The organism is Parasphingomonas frigoris (assembly GCF_036663815.1).
Lineage (GTDB): Bacteria > Pseudomonadota > Alphaproteobacteria > Sphingomonadales > Sphingomonadaceae > Sphingomonas.
Window position 1 is genome coordinate 180,575 of sequence record NZ_JAXOJQ010000003.1, and the last position, 17,678, is coordinate 198,252.

At 67.7% G+C, this 17,678-nt stretch carries 20 protein-coding genes; 7 read left to right on the forward strand and 13 right to left on the reverse strand.

Features of this window, described 5'->3' with window-relative positions; translation table 11 throughout:
- Positions 1 to 19: 19 nt before the first annotated feature.
- From U1872_RS11090 to U1872_RS11110, 5 genes are all read left to right on the forward strand, one after another.
- A complete protein-coding gene (locus U1872_RS11090; RefSeq protein ID WP_332792965.1) occupies positions 20 to 700 on the forward strand; it encodes a COQ9 family protein in 681 nt (226 codons plus the stop codon).
- Between the two features lie 86 nt (positions 701 to 786).
- Entirely contained in the window at positions 787 to 1,053 is a 267-nt protein-coding gene (locus tag U1872_RS11095; RefSeq protein ID WP_332792966.1) for a FeoA family protein, read from the forward strand.
- Between the two features lies 1 nt (position 1,054).
- Complete coding sequence (gene feoB, locus U1872_RS11100) at positions 1,055 to 2,917, forward strand: ferrous iron transporter B (RefSeq protein WP_332792967.1); 1,863 nt, start codon at positions 1,055 to 1,057, stop codon at positions 2,915 to 2,917.
- A 28-nt stretch (positions 2,918 to 2,945) separates the two neighbouring features.
- Entirely contained in the window at positions 2,946 to 3,512 is a 567-nt protein-coding gene (gene ssb / locus U1872_RS11105) for a single-stranded DNA-binding protein (RefSeq protein WP_332792968.1), read from the forward strand.
- Positions 3,513 to 3,544: 32 nt separating this feature from the next.
- Positions 3,545 to 5,068 (forward strand): PAS domain-containing protein, encoded by a 1,524-nt coding sequence (locus U1872_RS11110; RefSeq protein ID WP_332792969.1) that lies wholly within the window; start codon positions 3,545 to 3,547, stop codon positions 5,066 to 5,068.
- A 106-nt stretch (positions 5,069 to 5,174) separates the two neighbouring features.
- Here U1872_RS11110 and U1872_RS11115 read toward each other — a convergent pair whose 3' ends face one another.
- The 5 genes from U1872_RS11115 to U1872_RS11135 form a co-directional block, all read right to left on the reverse strand.
- On the reverse strand, positions 5,175 to 5,561 hold the full coding sequence (locus tag U1872_RS11115) for a response regulator (RefSeq protein ID WP_332793616.1): 387 nt from the start codon (positions 5,559 to 5,561) through the stop codon (positions 5,175 to 5,177).
- A 64-nt stretch (positions 5,562 to 5,625) separates the two neighbouring features.
- On the reverse strand, positions 5,626 to 6,231 hold the full coding sequence (gene metW, locus U1872_RS11120) for a methionine biosynthesis protein MetW (protein ID WP_332792970.1): 606 nt from the start codon (positions 6,229 to 6,231) through the stop codon (positions 5,626 to 5,628).
- Positions 6,228 to 6,653: a GNAT family N-acetyltransferase gene (locus U1872_RS11125; RefSeq protein WP_332792971.1), complete on the reverse strand. Its 426-nt coding sequence runs from the start codon at positions 6,651 to 6,653 to the stop codon at positions 6,228 to 6,230. The genes metW and U1872_RS11125 overlap by 4 nt, the downstream gene beginning before the upstream one ends.
- Positions 6,650 to 7,783 carry a homoserine O-acetyltransferase MetX gene (gene metX, locus U1872_RS11130; RefSeq protein ID WP_332792972.1) on the reverse strand — a complete coding sequence of 378 codons (1,134 nt, stop codon included), beginning with the start codon at positions 7,781 to 7,783 and terminating at the stop codon, positions 6,650 to 6,652. Before metX ends, U1872_RS11125 begins: the two co-directional genes overlap by 4 nt.
- Before the next feature lie 97 nt (positions 7,784 to 7,880).
- Positions 7,881 to 9,449: a flavin monoamine oxidase family protein gene (locus U1872_RS11135; protein ID WP_332792973.1), complete on the reverse strand. Its 1,569-nt coding sequence runs from the start codon at positions 9,447 to 9,449 to the stop codon at positions 7,881 to 7,883.
- Positions 9,450 to 9,546: 97 nt separating this feature from the next.
- Here U1872_RS11135 and U1872_RS11140 point away from each other — a divergent pair, with 97 nt between their 5' ends.
- Together U1872_RS11140 and U1872_RS11145 are read left to right on the forward strand one after the other, a co-directional pair.
- Positions 9,547 to 10,455, forward strand: coding sequence for a prephenate/arogenate dehydrogenase family protein (locus U1872_RS11140; RefSeq protein ID WP_332793617.1), 909 nt, complete (start codon positions 9,547 to 9,549; stop codon positions 10,453 to 10,455).
- A 107-nt stretch (positions 10,456 to 10,562) separates the two neighbouring features.
- The gene (locus U1872_RS11145; protein ID WP_332792974.1) at positions 10,563 to 11,651 is read left to right on the forward strand and encodes an alkene reductase; all 1,089 of its coding nucleotides are present in this window, start codon (positions 10,563 to 10,565) and stop codon (positions 11,649 to 11,651) included.
- A 54-nt stretch (positions 11,652 to 11,705) separates the two neighbouring features.
- Here U1872_RS11145 and U1872_RS11150 read toward each other — a convergent pair whose 3' ends face one another.
- From U1872_RS11150 to ribD, 8 genes are read right to left on the reverse strand one after another with little or no spacing between them, the layout of a single operon-like run.
- Positions 11,706 to 12,068 (reverse strand): GFA family protein, encoded by a 363-nt coding sequence (locus tag U1872_RS11150; RefSeq protein WP_332792975.1) that lies wholly within the window; start codon positions 12,066 to 12,068, stop codon positions 11,706 to 11,708.
- Positions 12,065 to 13,438, reverse strand: a complete 1,374-nt coding sequence (locus U1872_RS11155; protein WP_332792976.1) for a cytochrome P450 — start codon at positions 13,436 to 13,438, stop codon at positions 12,065 to 12,067. The genes U1872_RS11150 and U1872_RS11155 overlap by 4 nt, the downstream gene beginning before the upstream one ends.
- Before the next feature lie 58 nt (positions 13,439 to 13,496).
- Positions 13,497 to 13,949: a hypothetical protein gene (locus tag U1872_RS11160; protein WP_332792977.1), complete on the reverse strand. Its 453-nt coding sequence runs from the start codon at positions 13,947 to 13,949 to the stop codon at positions 13,497 to 13,499.
- Positions 13,946 to 14,491, reverse strand: coding sequence for a GNAT family N-acetyltransferase (locus tag U1872_RS11165; protein ID WP_332792978.1), 546 nt, complete (start codon positions 14,489 to 14,491; stop codon positions 13,946 to 13,948). The genes U1872_RS11160 and U1872_RS11165 overlap by 4 nt, the downstream gene beginning before the upstream one ends.
- Before the next feature lie 4 nt (positions 14,492 to 14,495).
- A complete protein-coding gene (gene ribH / locus U1872_RS11170; protein ID WP_332792979.1) occupies positions 14,496 to 14,915 on the reverse strand; it encodes a 6,7-dimethyl-8-ribityllumazine synthase in 420 nt (139 codons plus the stop codon).
- A complete protein-coding gene (gene ribB / locus U1872_RS11175) occupies positions 14,915 to 16,063 on the reverse strand; it encodes a 3,4-dihydroxy-2-butanone-4-phosphate synthase (protein WP_443025372.1) in 1,149 nt (382 codons plus the stop codon). The genes ribH and ribB overlap by 1 nt, the downstream gene beginning before the upstream one ends.
- Entirely contained in the window at positions 16,050 to 16,673 is a 624-nt protein-coding gene (locus tag U1872_RS11180) for a riboflavin synthase (protein ID WP_332792980.1), read from the reverse strand. Before U1872_RS11180 ends, ribB begins: the two co-directional genes overlap by 14 nt.
- Before the next feature lie 3 nt (positions 16,674 to 16,676).
- Complete coding sequence (gene ribD / locus U1872_RS11185; protein ID WP_443025385.1) at positions 16,677 to 17,648, reverse strand: bifunctional diaminohydroxyphosphoribosylaminopyrimidine deaminase/5-amino-6-(5-phosphoribosylamino)uracil reductase RibD; 972 nt, start codon at positions 17,646 to 17,648, stop codon at positions 16,677 to 16,679.
- Positions 17,649 to 17,678 lie beyond the last annotated feature (30 nt).

Genomic DNA, 17,678 nt, shown 5'->3' on the forward strand with positions numbered 1-17,678 from the left:
GGCGCCTAGATACGTGGGCATGACCTATCCGATCGCCCCCGCAGCATCGCTGGACGATGCGACGCTCGACGAGATCCGCGCCGCGCTGGCGCCCGTGATCGCCGCCAACGCCGGCTTCGATGGGTGGGGCGACGATGCGCGCGACCTCGCTGCCGACAGTCTGTCGGTCGATCGCGACGTCGCGCGGCTGGCCTTTCCGGGCGGTGCGGTCGACATGGTCGAGGCGTGGTTCGCGCATGTCGATGCCGCGATGCTCGCACGCGTCACGCCCGAGCACCTCGGCGCGATGAAGGTGCGCGAGAAGATCACCGCGCTGGTCGAGGCGCGGCTCGCAGAGACCGCGGCCGATCGCGAGGCGCTGCGCCGCGCGCTGGCGATCCTCGCTTTGCCGCAGAATGTCGCGCGCGGGGTCAAGCTCGGCTGGCATGCGGCCGACGTGATGTGGCGCGCCGCGGGCGACACCGCGACCGACTACAACCACTATACCAAGCGCGCGATCCTCGGCGGGGTCTATGCCGCGACCGTCACCGTCTTCCTCGACGACCAGAGCGACGATTACGCCGATACGCGTGCCTTCCTCGCGCGGCGGATCGATGGAATTTTGCGCTTCGAGACCGCCAAGGCGAAGTTCGTCACCAAGTCAGAACTTCGCCCAAGCCTGTCGCGCTTTATCGGACGCTTGCGCTATCCCGCGGTCTGAGTTGCTGTTTGAGAGTGCGTCGCAATTAAAGCTGGCGTCGCCGTTCCGTTATTGATAATCGCTCGCAGATGGATATCTTGCGTAGCATGAAGCTTTCCACTCCTGAGTCGGTCAGTCTCGAATCGTTGCCGCAGCGCCGGCAGGCGACCGTTGCGGCGATCGACTGGACGCATCTCTCGACTCCCGAGGCACGTCGCCTGCGGGAGCTCGGCTTCGACGAGGGCGTCGGAGTCGAAGTGCTGCACCGCGCGAGCCTGGGCAAGGGCCCGATCGCGTGCCGCATCGGCCGCATGACCGTCGCGCTTCGCCGCGCGGTCGCCGGCGCGATCCTCGTCTCGCCCGTCACGCAGTAACATGACCGCTGCGCCGCTGGTGGCGCTGGTCGGCAATCCCAATGCCGGCAAGAGCGCGCTGTTCAACGCGCTGACCGGCGCCCGGCAGAAGGTCGGCAATTATCCCGGAGTCACGGTCGAGCGCCATTCGGGCAAATTGACGCTCCCTGACGGGCGGATCGTCGACCTGGTCGACTTGCCCGGCGCCTATAGCCTCGAACCGTCGAGCCCCGACGAGCGCGTGACGCGCGATGTCGTGACGGGCACGCAGGCGGGAGAGCGGCTTCCCGACGCGCTGATTGTGGTGGTCGATGCGTCGAACCTCGACAACCATCTGCGCTTCACGCTCCAGCTGATCGCACTCGGGCTGCCGGTGGTGGTCGCGCTCAACATGTTCGATCTTGCCGAGCGCGACGGGCTGACGCTCGATCCGTTGAAACTCTCGGCCGAGCTGGGCGTTCCCGTCGTGCCGACCGTCGCTGTCCGGCGGCGCGGGCTCGACGAACTCAAGATGCTGCTCGGCGGGATCGTCGATTCGGACGCCGCGATCCGGCTGCGCCCGAGCAATCATGCGATCGGCGAGGACATCGTCACGCTGCAACGCCGCGCGCGAAAAATCGCGCAGGCGGCGACGGTCGAGGAAGCGCCGGCGCGGCGTTGGGGCAATGCGCTCGACGCGGTCGCGCTGCACCCGATCTTCGGGCTGGTCCTGCTGTTCGCGATCCTGTTCGTGATGTTCCAGGCGGTGTTCTTCGCCGGTGCCGCGCCGGCCGATGCGATCGCCTCGGTGTTCGATGGCGTGTCGGCGCTGGTCAAGGACGTGATGCCCGATTCGGTGCTGCGCTCGCTGATCACCGACGGGATCATCGCCGGCGTCGGCGCGGTGGTGAAGTTCCTGCCGCAGATCCTGATCATGTTCTTCTTCATCCTCGTGCTCGAGGCGAGCGGCTATATGGTCCGCGCGGCGTTCCTGATGGACCGCGTGATGGCGAGCGTCGGGCTGTCGGGACGCGCGTTCATCCCCTTGCTGTCGAGCTTCGCCTGCGCGGTGCCCGGCATCATGTCGACGCGCACGATCGAGGACGAGAAGGACCGCCTCACCACGATCCTCGTCGCGCCGCTGATGACCTGTTCGGCGCGCCTTCCCGTCTATACGCTGGTGATCGGCGCGCTGATTCCGAACACCAAGGTGCTGCCGTTCGTCGGGCTGCAGGGGCTGGTGATGCTCGGGCTCTACATCATGGGAGTGGTCGGCGCGTTCGTCGTCGCCTTCGTGCTGCGCCGGACGGTGACTAAGGGCGCATCGTCGGGCTTCATGATGGAGATGCCGAAATATCAGCTGCCGCGGCTGCGCGATCTCGCGATCGGGCTGTGGAGCCGCGCGGAGATTTTCCTCAAGCGCGCCGGCACGACGATCGCCTTCACCACGATCGTGCTGTGGGCGTTGCTGAGCTTTCCCAAGCCGCCCGAGGGTAGCCCGGTCTCGCCAGTCAATTATTCGGTCGCCGGGCGGATCGCCAACACGATCGAGCCCGCCTTCCGCCCGATCGGCTTCAACCGCGACATCGTGCTCGCGCTGATTCCGGCGATGGCGGCGCGCGAGGTTGCGGTGGCAGCGCTCGGCACCGTCTATGCGATCGATACCGCCGGCGAGCAGAGCGAAACCAAGATGGCGCAGACGCTCCATAAGCGCTGGAGCCTGCCGACCGCGCTCGCCTTCCTGATGTGGTTCGTGTTCGCGCCGCAATGCATTTCGACGATCGCCGTGACCCGGCGCGAGACCAATGGATGGAAGTGGCCGGCGTTCATGGTTGGCTATTTGTTCGCGCTCGCCTACATCGCTGCAGGAGCGGTTTATTGGGCCGCAATCGGATTCGGGCTTTAACGGCCCCACAGCAGCGGGACTTACGGATATGGCGGGCGGCAGCGTCAACAAGGTGATCATCGTCGGCAATCTCGGGCGTGATCCCGAGAGCAAGTCGTTCCAGAATGGCGGCAAGGTGGTGAACCTGCGCATCGCCACGTCGGAGACGTGGAAGGACAAGAATACCGGCGAGCGCAAGGAGCAGACCGAATGGCATTCGGTCGCGATCTTCAACGAAGCACTCGGCGGCGTCGCCGAGCGCTATCTGCGCAAGGGCTCGAAGGTCTATATCGAGGGCGCGCTCAAGACGCGCAAATGGCAGGATGCCAGCGGCAACGACAAATATTCGACCGAGATCGTGCTGCAGGGCTTTAACGGCGTGCTGACGATGCTCGACGGCGCGCCCGGTTCGGGCGGCGGCGGCGGTGGTGGCGGTGGCGGCCAGCGTGATGATTTCGGCGGCAATGACGATTTCGGCGGCGGCGGCGGCGGCTATGGCGGCGGCGGTGGTGGCCAGCGCAGCGGCGGAGCGTCGCGCGGCGGCGGTGCGCCGGCCGGCGGTGGTGGCCAGCGTGGCGGATTCGCCGACGATCTCGACGATGACGTCCCGTTCTGAACCGTGGGCGTGCTGCCGCGTTACGCACCAGCATGACTGATCTTTCGACCCAGCCCGCGCGCGACTATTCCGACTGGCGCCTCGACGAACGATCGCGGGCAGCCGCGATCGCCGAGCACGATATCGAATCGCTGCGCGACGATGCGGCGCTGCGTCGGATTACCGATTTTGCCGCGGCACTTTGCGGTGTACCGATCGGGCTGGTCAGCATCGTCGAGGCCGAGCGGCAGACGTTCCTGTCGCGCACCGGCCTCGCCGTGACGGAGACGCCGCGCGAGATGTCGTTCTGCGCACACGCGATGCTCGGCGACGACATCATGGTCATCCCAGATGCGACGCGGGATCCGCGTTTTGACGACAATCCGCTGGTGATCGAAGGGATCGGGATTCGATTTTATGCGGGTGTCCCGCTGGTCCGCGCGGACGGGGTTCCGCTCGGCTCGCTATGCGTGATCGACACGGCACCGCGGGACGGCCTGACGGACCTCCAGCAGCAGGGGCTCAAGGTGCTCGCAGCGGACGTTATGCACCGGCTGGACGACAGTCGCTCTGCTGCCGCGACGCGGGTGGCGATCGGCGACAGCGAGGGGCGTTTCCGCACGCTTGCCGACACGATGCCGCAAATGGTGTGGTCGACGCAGCCCGACGGGTTTCACGATTACTATAATGCGCGGTGGTACGAATTTACCGGCATGCCGGCGGGGTCGACCGACGGCGAGGCGTGGAACGGGATGTTCCATCCAGCGGACCAGGAGCGGGCCAGGATCGTGTGGGAACGATCGCTGTCGACCGGCGAGCCGTATCAGATCGAATATCGCCTGCGTCGCCACGACGGCCAGTATCGCTGGACGCTCGGCCGCGCTCTGCCGATCCGCGACGATGCGGGGCAGATCGTGCGCTGGTTCGGCACCTGCACCGATATCCACGAACAGAAGGAGGCGAGCGAGGAGCGCGAGGTCGTCGCGCAGGAGCTCAGCCATCGCATCAAGAACATCTTCGCGGTGATCTCGGGCCTGATCGGCTTTTCGGCGCGCGCGCATCTCGGCTTCGCCGCGGTCGCCGACGATCTGCGCGCGCGAGTCATCGCGCTCGGCCGGGCGCATGATTTCGTCCGTCCGCACAGCGCGCAATCGCGTCCCGCGGCCGAGCCGACCAGCCTGCATGGACTGCTCGACGAACTGTTCGCGCCCTACCAGGCGCGCTCTGCCGCGCGCATCATCGTCACGGGTGACGATGTCGCGATCGACGATCGGTCGGCGACACCGATCGCCTTGCTGTTCCACGAGCTCGCCACCAACGCGACCAAATACGGCAGCCTGATCAACGATGCCGGGACGGTCGCGGTGACGAGCCGACGCGACGGCGACCGGATCGTGATCGACTGGTGCGAAGCGGGGGGCCCAGCCGTGCGCGCACCCGCCACGAAAGGATTCGGCTCGCAATTGATCGAATTGAGTGCAGTCCGTCAGCTTGGCGGAACCGTCGCGCAGGAATGGCCACCGACGGGACTGCGGGTAGCGATCACGCTGCCAGAGCGATTGCTCAATCGCAGTTGAGCTGGGCGTCTGTGGCGCGATCGGTGCGGATGGCGCGCCGGAAGCGTTCATAATAACGCCGGTCCAACAGACGGCGCGACGGTAGCCCTCGGTCGAGCGCGAGCGACTATGTCAGTGGCACGAAATCCTCGTGGCGAACCGTGTCGGTCTGCGCCGTCGCGATCGCTGCCGCAGCGAGAATCGCATCGGCGCGAAACGGCTTGCGGACGTAGCCGACCGCGCCACTCGGATGCGCGATCTGGCCCGGATTGGCGGTAACGAAAATGACCTTGAGACCGTAATCCTGCGCCAGCGTGCGCGCGAGCTCGGGTCCGGTCGGCCCGTCGCGCAGGTTGATGTCGACCAAGGCGAAGCTGCAATCTGGCGCCGCATCGAGCGCGCCGATCCGGTCCGCCGCGATCGCCTTCACCGCATAACCGGCATCCATCAGGATACGTTCGAGATCCAAGGCGACGAAGATTTCATCTTCGACGATCAGCGCAGTGGCGGGCATGGTGTCAGCGACCTGTTGTGTGACGAAATCAAGAAACACCAGGTCGCTGACTTTTGTTCCTGATTCAGATTGGTTTGCGCAAGAGAAACACTGCATGCTCGGCAAAGATGTTGGCGGCGGCCGAAGTCGTGCGCTTGTCCCCCGAGAGGAACCAGGCGCCTTCCACGTCGATTCCGCGCTCTGCGACGAAGCTGCGGAAGTCGTCGATCGTGACGTGGTGGATGTTCGGCGTGTCGTACCAGCGCTCGGGCAGCAGCCGCGTCACCGGCATCCGCCCGCCCCACAGCAGCGACATGCGCACGCGCCAATGCGCGAAATTGGGGAAGGAGACGAACGCCTGGCGACCGACGCGGAGCAGATGATCGAGCACCACGTCGGGGCGACGCGCAGTCTGCAGCGTCTGGCTGAGGATCGCGTAATCGAAGCTGGCAGCGGGATATTCGGCGAGATCGGTGTCGGCGTCGCCCTGGATCACCGAGAGGCCGCGCGACACCGCCGCCGACACGTTGCCCGCGTCGAGCTCGAGCCCGCGCGCGTCAACGCCCCTGGTGTCGCGCAGCGCGGCCATCAGCGCGCCGTCGCCACAGCCGACGTCGAGGATGCGGCTGCCGGGCGCGACATGCTCGGCGATGATCGCGAGATCGGGGCGGAGCGGGGGCGTGTTGCTCATGATCGCAACGCCGCGGCGAAGGCGGGGTCGAGCCGCTCCATATAGCGTTCGGGACGAAGCGGTGCGTGGAAGCCGAGCGCCTGATAGACGCCGTGCGCGTCGAGCGTGACGAGCGCTATCCGTCGCAGGCCCTGGTAATCGGGGTGCTCGATGAACCATTGCACCATCCGCCGGCCGAGCCCGGCGCCGCGCGCGGCTTCGTCGATCCAGACGTCGGCGATCCAGGCAAAGGTCGCGCGATCGCTGATCGCGCGGGCGTAGCCGATCTGCGCGCCGTTGCGGTAGGCGCCGAGGCAATGCGAACCGGCGACCGCGCGTTCGACGAGGTCGCGAGCGATGCCGGGCGACCAGTAGCTCGACGCGAGCCAGCCGTGGATGCGGGCGAGGTCGAGCCGCGCCGGGTCGTCGCTAAGCTCGATCATGTGCCGGCCCTCAGGAATCCATCGACGACGCGGTTCATCTCGGGCGCTTCGAGCAGGAAGGCGTCGTGACCGTAGGGGCTCGACAGCTCGACGAAGCTGACCGGCGCGCCGGCGGCGTTGAGCGCATGGACGATCGCGCGCGATTCGGCGGTCGGGTAGAGCCAGTCGGTGTCGAAGCTGACGAGGCAGAAGCGCGCCTTGGTCGCTCGGAAGGCACCCGCGAGAAGCCCACCATGCTCGCCCGCGAGATCGAAATAATCCATCGCGCGCGTGATATAGAGATAGGAATTGGCGTCGAAGCGATCGACGAAGCTGATTCCCTGATGGCGCAGATAGCTTTCGATCTGGAAATCGGCGTCGAAACCGAAGCTGATCGCGCCGTCTGGCCGGTCGGGGCGCGCCTGCAGCCGGCGGCCGAACTTCTCGGTGAGGCCCGCCTCCGACAGATAGGTGATATGCGCCGCCATCCGCGCGACGGCGAGCCCCGCCGCGGGCGGATCGCCCGCTTCGTAATAAGCGCCGCCACGCCATTTCGGGTCGGCCATCACCGCCTGGCGCCCGACTTCGTGGAAGGCGATGTTCTGCGCGGTGTGGCGCGCGGTCGAGGCGATCACCACCGCGGCGCGGACCCGGTCTGGGAAAGTCGCGGGCCAGCTCAGCGCCTGCATCCCGCCCATCGACCCGCCGACCACGGCCTGCAGCGTTTCGATCCCGAGATGATCGAGCAGCATTGCCTGCGCCCGCACCATGTCGCGGATCGTGATGACGGGGAAGCTCATTCCCCACGGCGCACCGGTCGCCGGATTGATCGTCGCCGGGCCAGACGAGCCCATGCAGCTTCCCAGCACGTTGGCGCAGACGATGAAGTGGCGTGCGGGGTCGATCGGCTTGCCCGGCCCGACCATCCGCGCCCACCAGCCGGGCTTGCCGGTCACCGGATGCGGCGAGGCGACGTGCTGGTCGCCGGTCAGCGCGTGGCACAACAGGATCGCGTTGCTGGCATCGGCATCGAGCGTGCCATAGGTTTCGTAGGCGATCTCGACCGGCGACAGCAGCACGCCGCCGTCGAGCCGCAACGGCCCGGGCAGACTGACATGGCGGGCTAGGCCGAAACGCGGATCGTCGCTCATCGTCCGCGGGTTAGGCGCGCACGCGGTTCAACTCAAGCCGCTCAACCGGGGCCGCTCAACCGGGGCCGCTCAACCGGGGCCGCTCAACTGGGGCAGCTCAACTCAGGCGGCGCGCGTGCGCGCGCCCGGCGATGATGCTCTGCGCCGCGAGCCGTCCGGTCTGCGCGCTGCCGTTCATATAGCCGGGATAGGCATCCGACAGATGCTCGCCGGCGAAGACGACCGGGCCGGCGGGGACGGGCGCCTTGGCGATACCGTCGACCTCGGTCCAGATCAGCCGTCCGAAACGCGTCAGCTGGCCGGGGCGGAAATTGACATAGGCGCCCATCGACAGCGGGTCGCGGTGCCAGTTGGTGCGCCGCGCAAAGCCGCTGGTTGCCGCGCCGATTCCGGGGATGCCGGATTCGGCCTGCGCAGCAAAGCGCTTGGCGAGCGCGAAGGGCTCGGGCGCGTCTGCGGCGGCGACTTCGTTGCCGCCGAGGAACCAGGTCCACACGTCGCCGGTCGTCCCCGTGCCGCGCGCGCTACCGTCCCAGCCGCTGGCGACGCCCGCTTTCGGGCTGGTCTGCCAGATCTCGCCGCCGCGGCCGATCGGTTTCTCCCATGGGCGCGCGATCATGCCGGCCTGGACCTTCATGTTCACGCCCAGCCCGACCTCGGCGATGAAGCGTGTCCACAAGGGCGGCAGCGGAATGCGGAAGTCGATCTTCCGCGTGATCGAGGCAGGCGTCGTCACGATGACGTTGGCGGCGTCGACGGTCTTGCCGTCGGAAAAGACCAGCCGCACGCCGGGGCCGAACGGATCGATCCGCGCGACGCGGCGGTTGGTGAGGATCCGCCCGGTCAGCCGCGCCGCCATCGCGGTGACGAGCGCGCTGCTGCCGCCCGCGATCAGATAGCGTTCGTCGCTGCGGCTGAGCACGTCGATCCGCCGGCCCGAGATGGCGGGCAGGTTGAAGATCAGCTCGATCGCCGAGGCAGCGCCCGGCTCGACGCCATATTCGGTGCGCGCGGTCGCCTCCATCAGGCGGCGCACCCACGGCTCGGGCAGCAGCGCGGCGTGCTTGTCGAGATAGGAGGTGAAACTCAGCGTATCGAGCTCGAGCGCGACCTTGGCGTAATCCTGGTCGAGCCGGACCGAGTCCGCGTCGATCTGTCCCGCAATCCCGCGCAAGGCGGCGGCAAGCTTGCCCTCGGGGACTTCCTTGCCGTCGCTGAGGATCAGGCTGCGATGCGGCTTGCCCTTGCGATCGAGCAAGCCGACGCCGAATTCGCGGCAGAGCCCGTGCATGTCGGCATGATCGGTATTGACGAGCTGGCCGCCCGCTTCGACCGTCGGCTTGCCGGGTTCGCGCGCGGTGTATATGCGCCCGCCGAGCCGGGTGCGCGCCTCGTATAGCCGTGCGTCGATCCCGGCCTGGGTCAGGTGCCACAGCGCGGTAAGCCCGGCGATGCCGCCGCCGACGATCGCCACCGGGCCGCCGCCGGGCGCCGCAACGGCCGGTCGCGGAAGGGCTGCGGCGACGCCGCTCGCGCCGAGCGCGAGCAGCACTGCGCGGCGAGTCCGCCCCGTTTCACCGACGACCGGCGGGGCGATCCCCGCTTCGGTCAGATTGGCGCGCCGCGCCGCCTCGAGCGCATGCCAGACCGTCTCGCCACCCCGCATTCCTGTCTCCCCGCTCGTGTCGTCCTAGCAGGCAGATGGCACAACGCCAGAGGCGCAAACCTTGCCATGACGCCGGCGATCCGCCATGCGCCGCGCCATGCTGCCTTTTGCCCGCGTCACCATCATCGGGATCGGCCTGATCGGATCCTCGATCGCACGCGCCGTGCGGGCGACGATGCCGAGCGTCCGGCTGACCGGCTACGACGCCGATTCCGACGTGCGCGCGACCGCCGATCGGCTCGATCTGTTCGACGATGTCGCGGATAGCAGTGGTGCGGCGGTGATCGACGCCGACTTCGTCATCCTGTGCGTACCGGTCGGCGCGATGGAAGCCGCCGCCGCCGAATTCGCGCGCGACCTGCCCCCGGAGGCGGTGGTCAGCGACGTCGGCAGCTGCAAGGCCGAGGTCGTCCGCGCGCTCACCGCCGCGTTACCCGATGTGACGATCGTGCCCGCGCATCCCGTCGCCGGGACCGAGCGCAGCGGGCCCGAGGCGGGGTTCGCCACGCTGTTCCACAAGCGCTGGTGCATCCTCACCCCGCCCGAGGGGACCGATCCGCTTGCCGTCGAGCGCGTCGCCGAATTCTGGCGGCGACTGGGCGCCGATATCGAGATGATGGCACCCGACCATCACGACCGCGTGCTCGCGATCACCAGCCATCTGCCGCATCTCATCGCCTACACGATCGTCGGCACTGCATCGGACATGGAAGAGGTGACGCGCTCCGAAGTGATCAAATATTCGGCGGGCGGTTTCCGCGACTTCACCCGCATCGCGGCGTCCGACCCGACGATGTGGCGCGACGTGTTCCTCGCCAATCGCGAGGCGGTGCTCGACATGCTGCAGCGCTTCTCGGAGGATCTCTCCGCGCTGCAGCGCGCGATCCGCTGGGGCAAGGGCGAAGACCTGTTCGACCTGTTCTCCAAGACGCGCGCGATCCGCCGTGGGATCATCGAGCAGGGGCAGGACGATCCCGCCCCCGACTTCGGGCGGACGCACGACTGAGCGCCGCGCGTTTGCGCCGCGACAGATTTTCTTTTGGGCAAGAGCCCGGTGCAAGCGGCGCAGCTGCTCCCTATCTGGGGCGCGACACTGCAAGAGGACCGCCTTTCATGCCCAGCCTGTTCGACCCCATCCAGCTTGGTTCGATCCACGCCACCAATCGCATCCTGATGGCGCCGCTGACGCGCGGGCGAGCGACCAAGGAAGCGGTGCCGACCGCGCTGATGACCGAATATTACACGCAGCGCGCGAGCGCCGGGCTGATCATCTCCGAGGCGACCGGCATCAGCCGCGAAGGGCTCGGCTGGCCGTTCGCGCCGGGTTTGTGGACCGACGAGCAGATCGAGGCATGGAAGCCCGTCGTCGACTCGGTCCATGCCGCGGGCGGCAAGATCATGGTGCAGATGTGGCACATGGGGCGCCAGGTGCATTCGTCGGTGATCGGCGGGCAGCCGGTCTCCTCGTCGGCGACCGCGACCGCCGGGCAGGCGCACACCTATGAAGGCAAGCAGGACTTCGAGACCGCGCGCCCGCTCGCGCTCGACGAGATTCCGCGGCTGCTCGCCGATTACGAGCATGCCACGCGCAACGCACTGCGCGCCGGGTTCGACGGGGTGCAGATTCACGGCGCGAACGGCTATCTGATCGACCAGTTCCTGCGCGACAACGCCAATTTCCGCGACGACATTTACGGCGGCAGCATCGAGAATCGCATCCGCCTGATGCGCGAGGTGACCGAGCGCGTTGCCGCTGTCGCGGGCGCCGATCGTACCGCGATCCGCCTGTCGCCCAACGGCGATTCGCAGGGCGTCGACGACAGCAACCCGCAGGCGCTGTTCACCGCGGCGGCCAAGGCGCTCGACGAGATCGGCATCGCCTTCCTCGAACTGCGCGAGCCCGGGCCTGAGGGCACCTTCGGCCGGACCGACGTGCCCAAGCAGTCGCCCGCGATTCGCCAGGCGTTTTCGGGGCCGCTGGTGCTCAACTCGGACTATCGCAGCGTCGAAGAAGCGCAGGCGGTGATCGATGCGGGGACTGCGGACGCGATCGCGTTCGGGCGCACCTTCATCAGCAATCCCGATCTGCCCGAGCGCCTGCGCAGCGGTGCACCGCTTGCCGCTGACAACCCCCGGACGTGGTACAGCCAGGGCGCCGAGGGCTATATCGACTATCCCGCGCTGGAAACGGCAACCGCCTAAGTGGAACTGGCGGACCGCGTCGCCTGCCCTGGGGCGGGCGGCGCGGTCGACCGGCTAAGCCGTCGCCTTGCCGATGGTGGCACGGACCGGAACACCCACCGGGTCGAAGCCCTCGAGGCAGAAGACGTTGATCCCGAGGAAGTCGGGCGTCACGCGCTTGCGGTGGAACGGATAGATCCCGCACGTCACGCAGAAAAAGTGCCGCGCGGTGCCGGTGTGGAAGCGATATTCGACCAGCGAGTCCGCGCCGCGCAGGAGGCGGAAGCAATCCTCGTGGACCTTCACCATCAGCGCGTTCTTGCGCCGGCAGATCGAGCAGTCGCAGGTCGTCAGTTCGGCAAAGTCGCTGTCGATCTCGAAGCCGATCGCGCCGCAATGACAGCTGCCGACGCAGGTGCGCACCGCGGCGACGGTCATGCCAGCGGGACGAAGCGCAGCGGCAGGCCGTCCTTCGGGCGCGGGATCGGCCAAGCCTGCCACTCGGCGCCGGCACCGTCCTCGAGCTCGATGCGGTAGCGGCTGAGCAGGTGCACCAGCAGGATGCGGATCTGCATCGTCGCGAAATGGAGCCCCAGGCACATGTGCGCGCCGCCACCGAACGGCACCCACGCATATTTGTGGCGCGCGCGCACCGCCTCGGGCGTGAAGCGCAGCGGATCGAAGCGTAGCGGGTCGGGCCACAGCTCGGGCATGGTGTGGGTGTAGGCGACGCTGACGCTGACGGTGGTGCCCGCCGGGATGTGATAGCCGCCGAAATCGAACGGCTTGACCGCGCGGCGCGGCAGCGAGGGAACCGGCGGGATTAGCCGCAGCGACTCCTTGAACGCCATGTCGGCGAGCACCAGCCGGTCGAGCTGGCTGTAGGCGATGCCGTCGGCGCTGGTGATGCCGATGTCGCTGATCTCGGCACGCAACTTCTCCTGCCATTCGGGATTGCGGCCGAGCAGCATGATGAGGCTGGTCGCCGACGAGGTGATCGTGTCGTGCGCCGCCATCATCAGGAAGTTCATGTGATCGGCGATTGCGTCGGCGGCGAGCGGCTGGCCGAAGTCATCGGTCGCGCGACAGAATTGCGAGAAAAAGTCGTGGCCGGCCCCCGCTCGGCGCTCCGGAATCTCGCGTTCGAACAGGTCGATCAGATAAGCCCGCGCGCGCACGCCCTTGCGCATCTGCGAGCCCGGCAGCGGGATGCGGATCGGCGTGATCGAGGCCTGCACCTCGTCAACGAACGCCTGGTTGATCCGCGTCGCCTCGGGGCCGAGCGGCATGCCGAGGAAGCTTTCGGCGGCGAGATCGAGCGTCAGTTCCTTGATCGCGTCGTAGAAGCGTAACGGCCGATCGCCCCAGGTCGCGACGGTGCGCGCGATGCCGGTGTTGAGCGTCTGCGCATAATGGCGCATCGGCTCGGGCTTGAACGCCACCGCCATCACGCGGCGATCGGCGCGATGCTTGTCGAAATCCATCAGCATCAGCCCGCGCGGGAAGAGCAGGTTGAGCAACGGCCCCCAGCCTTGTTCGGACGAGAAGACGCGGTCGCGGTCGAACAGGACGAGTTCGTTGGCGTCGGGGCCGATCATGCTGACGGTCGGCCCGCCGAAGGCGTTGTTGCGGAAGACGGGTCCGTAGCTGTCGATCATGTGGCGGCCGAAGCGCACCGGATCCTTGAGCATGCGGAAGGTGTTGCCGACGAAGGGCAGGCCATCCTCGCCGGGAATATCGCGAATCGCGCTCTGCTTCTGACGCGGCAGCCAATGCGGATTGGCCGAGAAGGTATGGGCGTAGGCCATCGTCGCGCTCCTGCTTACTGACACGGGTATAAGTAAGGAACCGCGCGCTGGGAAGGGCTTAGCGTCGTGCCTCTTCGCCGAGCGTATCGAGCCAGCGTGTGACGAGTCCGGTGCGGCTGCTCGACATCGCGCCTGCCAGCACGACCGCGACGATCACGATCGGCAGCAGAAAGTCGAGATCTATCACCGCCAAAAGCACCAGGACGAGTATCACGCCGACACTCAGCAGACCGAGCGCACCGATGCGCCGTTCGCCGACCAGCGACAGCGCGATGACGCGTGGCCCCTTGCGATCCCAATTTGGCGAGGTCGTCAGCAAGCGGCGGCCCTGCGCGTCGCGAACCCGGAGAAACGCGGCGACGAGCGGCGCGCCGATGCCATCGCCCGGCGCGATCGGCCCGAGGCGATGATCGCGTGGCGCAGTGGGGGTGTCTTCAGCCCAGGTGTCGATCGTGACGAGTCGCCCGTCGCGCTCGAAGATTCGGTAGCGCGGGGGCGGCGGCTTGCTCATCGCCCGCGCCGTGCGCGCCACTGCGCGGCGCTCTGGCCCCACGCGTCGACGCGGTAATCGGCGAGCGGCGGCGGCAAGCGCGTCGGCCCACGGTTGGTCGAGCCGAGTCGCTCGGCAAGCCGGATCGAGCGGTGATTGTCGGGTGCGATCGTGTGGATCACGTCGCTCCAGCCAAGACTGTCGAACGCGTAGTCGATCGCCGCGACCGCCGCTTCGTGCGCATAGCCCTTGCCAGCGAAACCGCTGGCGACGCCCCAGCCGACTTCGGTGCCGGGCCAGCCCTCGGGCTGCCATGGGCCGATCCGCCCGACCCAGGCGCCAGACTCGCGCTCTATCACCGAGAACATCGAGAAGCCGCGCGTCATCCACGCGCCGGCGCGCACCGAAAAGTCGCGCCAGGCGACCGCGCGCGGCATCGCGCCGCCGAGATGCGCCATCGTCTCGGTGTCTGCCGCGAAGGCGGCATAGCCCTCGAAATCCGCAGGCTCGGGGAGCCGCAGGATCAGCCGGTCGGTGAACAGGATCGGCCCGGTCACCACCACCGGGTCAGCCGAAGCGCGCTTTCAACGCCATCATCGCCAGCGCCGCCTTGGCCGCCTCGCCGCCCTTGTCCTTTTCGGTCTTGCGCGCGCGCGTGAGGGCCTGCGCCTCGTCCTCGGTGGTGAGGATGCCGTTACCGATAGCGAGGCCGTCCATCGAGAGCGCCATCAGCCCGCGCGCACTCTCGCCCGCGACGATCTCGAAATGATAGGTCTCGCCGCGGATCACCACGCCCAGCGCGACGAAGCCGTCGTACAGACCACTCTCGGCCGCGAGCGAGACGGCGCCGGGGATTTCGAGCGCGCCGGGGACGGTGATCGTCTCATGCTTGTGCCCCGCCGCCTCGATCGCGGCGCGGGCGCCTTCGAGCAGCAGGTCGTTCAGATGGTCGTAGAAGCGCGCTTCGACGATGAGCAATTTGGCCATTATTCGCCCCCAGTACCCGGAATGGCGCGCTCGTCGACGATCGACAGGCCATAGCCTTCGAGTCCGACCAGCGCGTGATGCGTATTGGTGAGCAGCACCATTTCCTCGACGCCCAATTCGGCGAGGATCTGTGCGCCGACGCCATAGTCGCGCAATTCCTCGACCTCGGGCGCGCCGGCGCCCTTGCCCTCGCCGCGCAGCTTCATGAAGCGCGTGATGCCGTCGGACATACGGCGGTTGATCACGACGATGACGCCAGTGCCTTCCTCGGAGATCAATTGCATCGAGCCCGACAGCAGCCCCGAACGCTCATTCTCCTCGCCGAACACGTCGACGAAGGTCGACAGCGTGTGCATCCGCACCAGCGTCGGCTTGCTCGGATCGATCTTGCCCTTGACCAAGGCGATCGTCTCGTCGCCGGTCGCCTTGTTGTGGAAGGTCATCGCCTTCCACGTCCCGCCCCATTTCGATTCGAACGGCATTTCGGCGCGCTTCTCGACGAGATGGTCGTGGCGGCGGCGATAGGCGATCAAGTCGCGGATCGTGCCGATCTTGAGATTGTGGAGCTGCGCGAACGACACGAGATCGTCGAGTCGGCTCATCGTGCCGTCCTCGTTCATGATCTCGCAGATCACGCCCGACGGGTTGAGCCCGGCGAGGCGCGAGACGTCGACCGCCGCCTCGGTATGGCCGGCGCGCACCAGCACGCCGCCGTCGCGCGCGACGAGCGGGAAGACGTGGCCTGGGGTGACGATCTCTTCCTTGCCCTTCGACGAATCGATCGCGACCGCGATGGTGCGGGCGCGGTCGGCGGCGGAGATGCCGGTGGTGACGCCGTCGCGCGCCTCGATCGAGGTGGTGAAGGCGGTCTCGTGCCGCGTGCCGTTGTGGCGGCTCATCAGGCCGAGGCCGAGCTCGTCGACGCGCTTCTTGGTCATCGCGAGGCAGATCAGCCCGCGACCGTGCTTGGCCATGAAGTTGATCTTCTCAGGCGTCGCCATTTGCGCGGGAATGACGAGATCGCCCTCATTCTCGCGATCCTCATCGTCGACCAGGATGAACATCCGACCGTTTTTGGCCTCGTCGATCAGTTCCTCGGGCGAGGACAGGAACCCATGGCGCAGCCGCGCGACTTCAGGCTTTGGCACGATAATGCTCCATGCGTTGCAGATAGCGGGCGAGGACGTCGATCTCGATATTGACGTGCGCGCCGGGGTGAAGATCGCCCAGCGTGGTCATCGCCTGGGTGTGGGGAATGATGTTGATCGCAAAGTGCGTGCTGCCGTCGGCCTGGTCGGCGACGCTGTTGACGGTCAGCGAGACGCCGTCGACGGTGATCGAGCCCTTTGGGGCGACGAACGGCGCGAGCGCGGCCGGGACGGCGATGACGACCTTCCACGAATCGCCGTCGTTGCTGGTCTCGACGATCGACGCAATGCCATCGACATGGCCGGTGACGATATGCCCGCCCAGTTCCTCGCCGAGTTTCAGCGCGCGTTCGAGGTTGAGGCGGCGACCGGCGGTCCATTGCGCGGCGGGGGTGCGCGACACGGTTTCGCCTGAGACATCGGCGGCGAACCAACCAGACGCTCCGGGTGCGGACTTGTCGACGACCGTCAGGCAGACGCCCGAACAGGCGATCGACGCGCCGAGATCGACATCGCCCATGTCATAGCCAGTGGTCACGAAGATGCGCAGATCGCCGCGTTCCTCGATTCGGTCGATCGTGCCGATATCGGTGATGATGCCCGTGAACATGCCTTACTCCCTGACGCGCTCGTAAACCTCGAGCCGGTCGCTGCCAAGGGTGCGCGCGTCGCGCATCGTCCAGCGGCCATGCGCGTCCGCAAGGTCGGCCAGGCCGATGTCGGGCAGGGTGCGGCCACCGCCGACGAGCATCGGCGCGCGGTAGAGCAAGAGGCGGTCGACGAGGTCGGCGGCAAGGAAGGCGGCGGCGGTGGTCGGGCCGCCTTCGACGAGCAGATGATCGACCCCGTCGAGCTCGGCGATCGCCGCAGGCGCGGCGAGGTTTTCCCACGGCAGGGCGGCGTCGCCGGCCGGATGCTCGAGATCGGGCGTGCGCGACAGGATGAAGCGCCGCGGCGAGCGGCGCTCGAGCCCGGCAAGGCGTACGTCGAGCGACGGATCATCGGCATCGAGCGTGGCGCGTCCGACGAGGATCGCCTCGTGGCGGGTGCGTTCGAGGTGCGCGTGCGCGCGCGCTTGCGGACCGGTGATCCATTTGCTCGCCCCCGACTGCAGCGCGGTCGCGCCGTCGAGTGACAGCGCGAGCTTGAGCGTGACGGCGGGGCGCCCGAGCCGGCGACGTGCGAGGAAGCCGGCCATCGATGTGCGTGCCTCTGCCGCACGCAGCCCCGTGTCGACGGCGATTCCCGCTTCGCGCAGCCGCGTAATGCCGGCGCCATCGGTGCGCGGGTCGGGATCGCCGAGCGCGATCACCACGCGTGCGACGCCCGCCAGCTGTAGCAAGTCGCTGCACGCCGGGCCACGCGTCGAGACATGCGCGCAGGGCTCGAGCGTCGTATAGACAGTCGCGCCGCGCGACTTCTCGCCGGCCTGCGCCAGCGCCATCGCCTCGGCATGCGGGCGACCGCCGGGTTGGGTCCAGCCGCGGCCGACGATCAGGCCGTCGGCGACGATCAGACAGCCGACATTGGGGTTGGGGGCGGTGCGGCCGCGCCCGCGCTCGCCCAGCGCCAGCGCCGCGCCCATCCAGCGCGAATCGTCGGGGAGCAGCGCCAC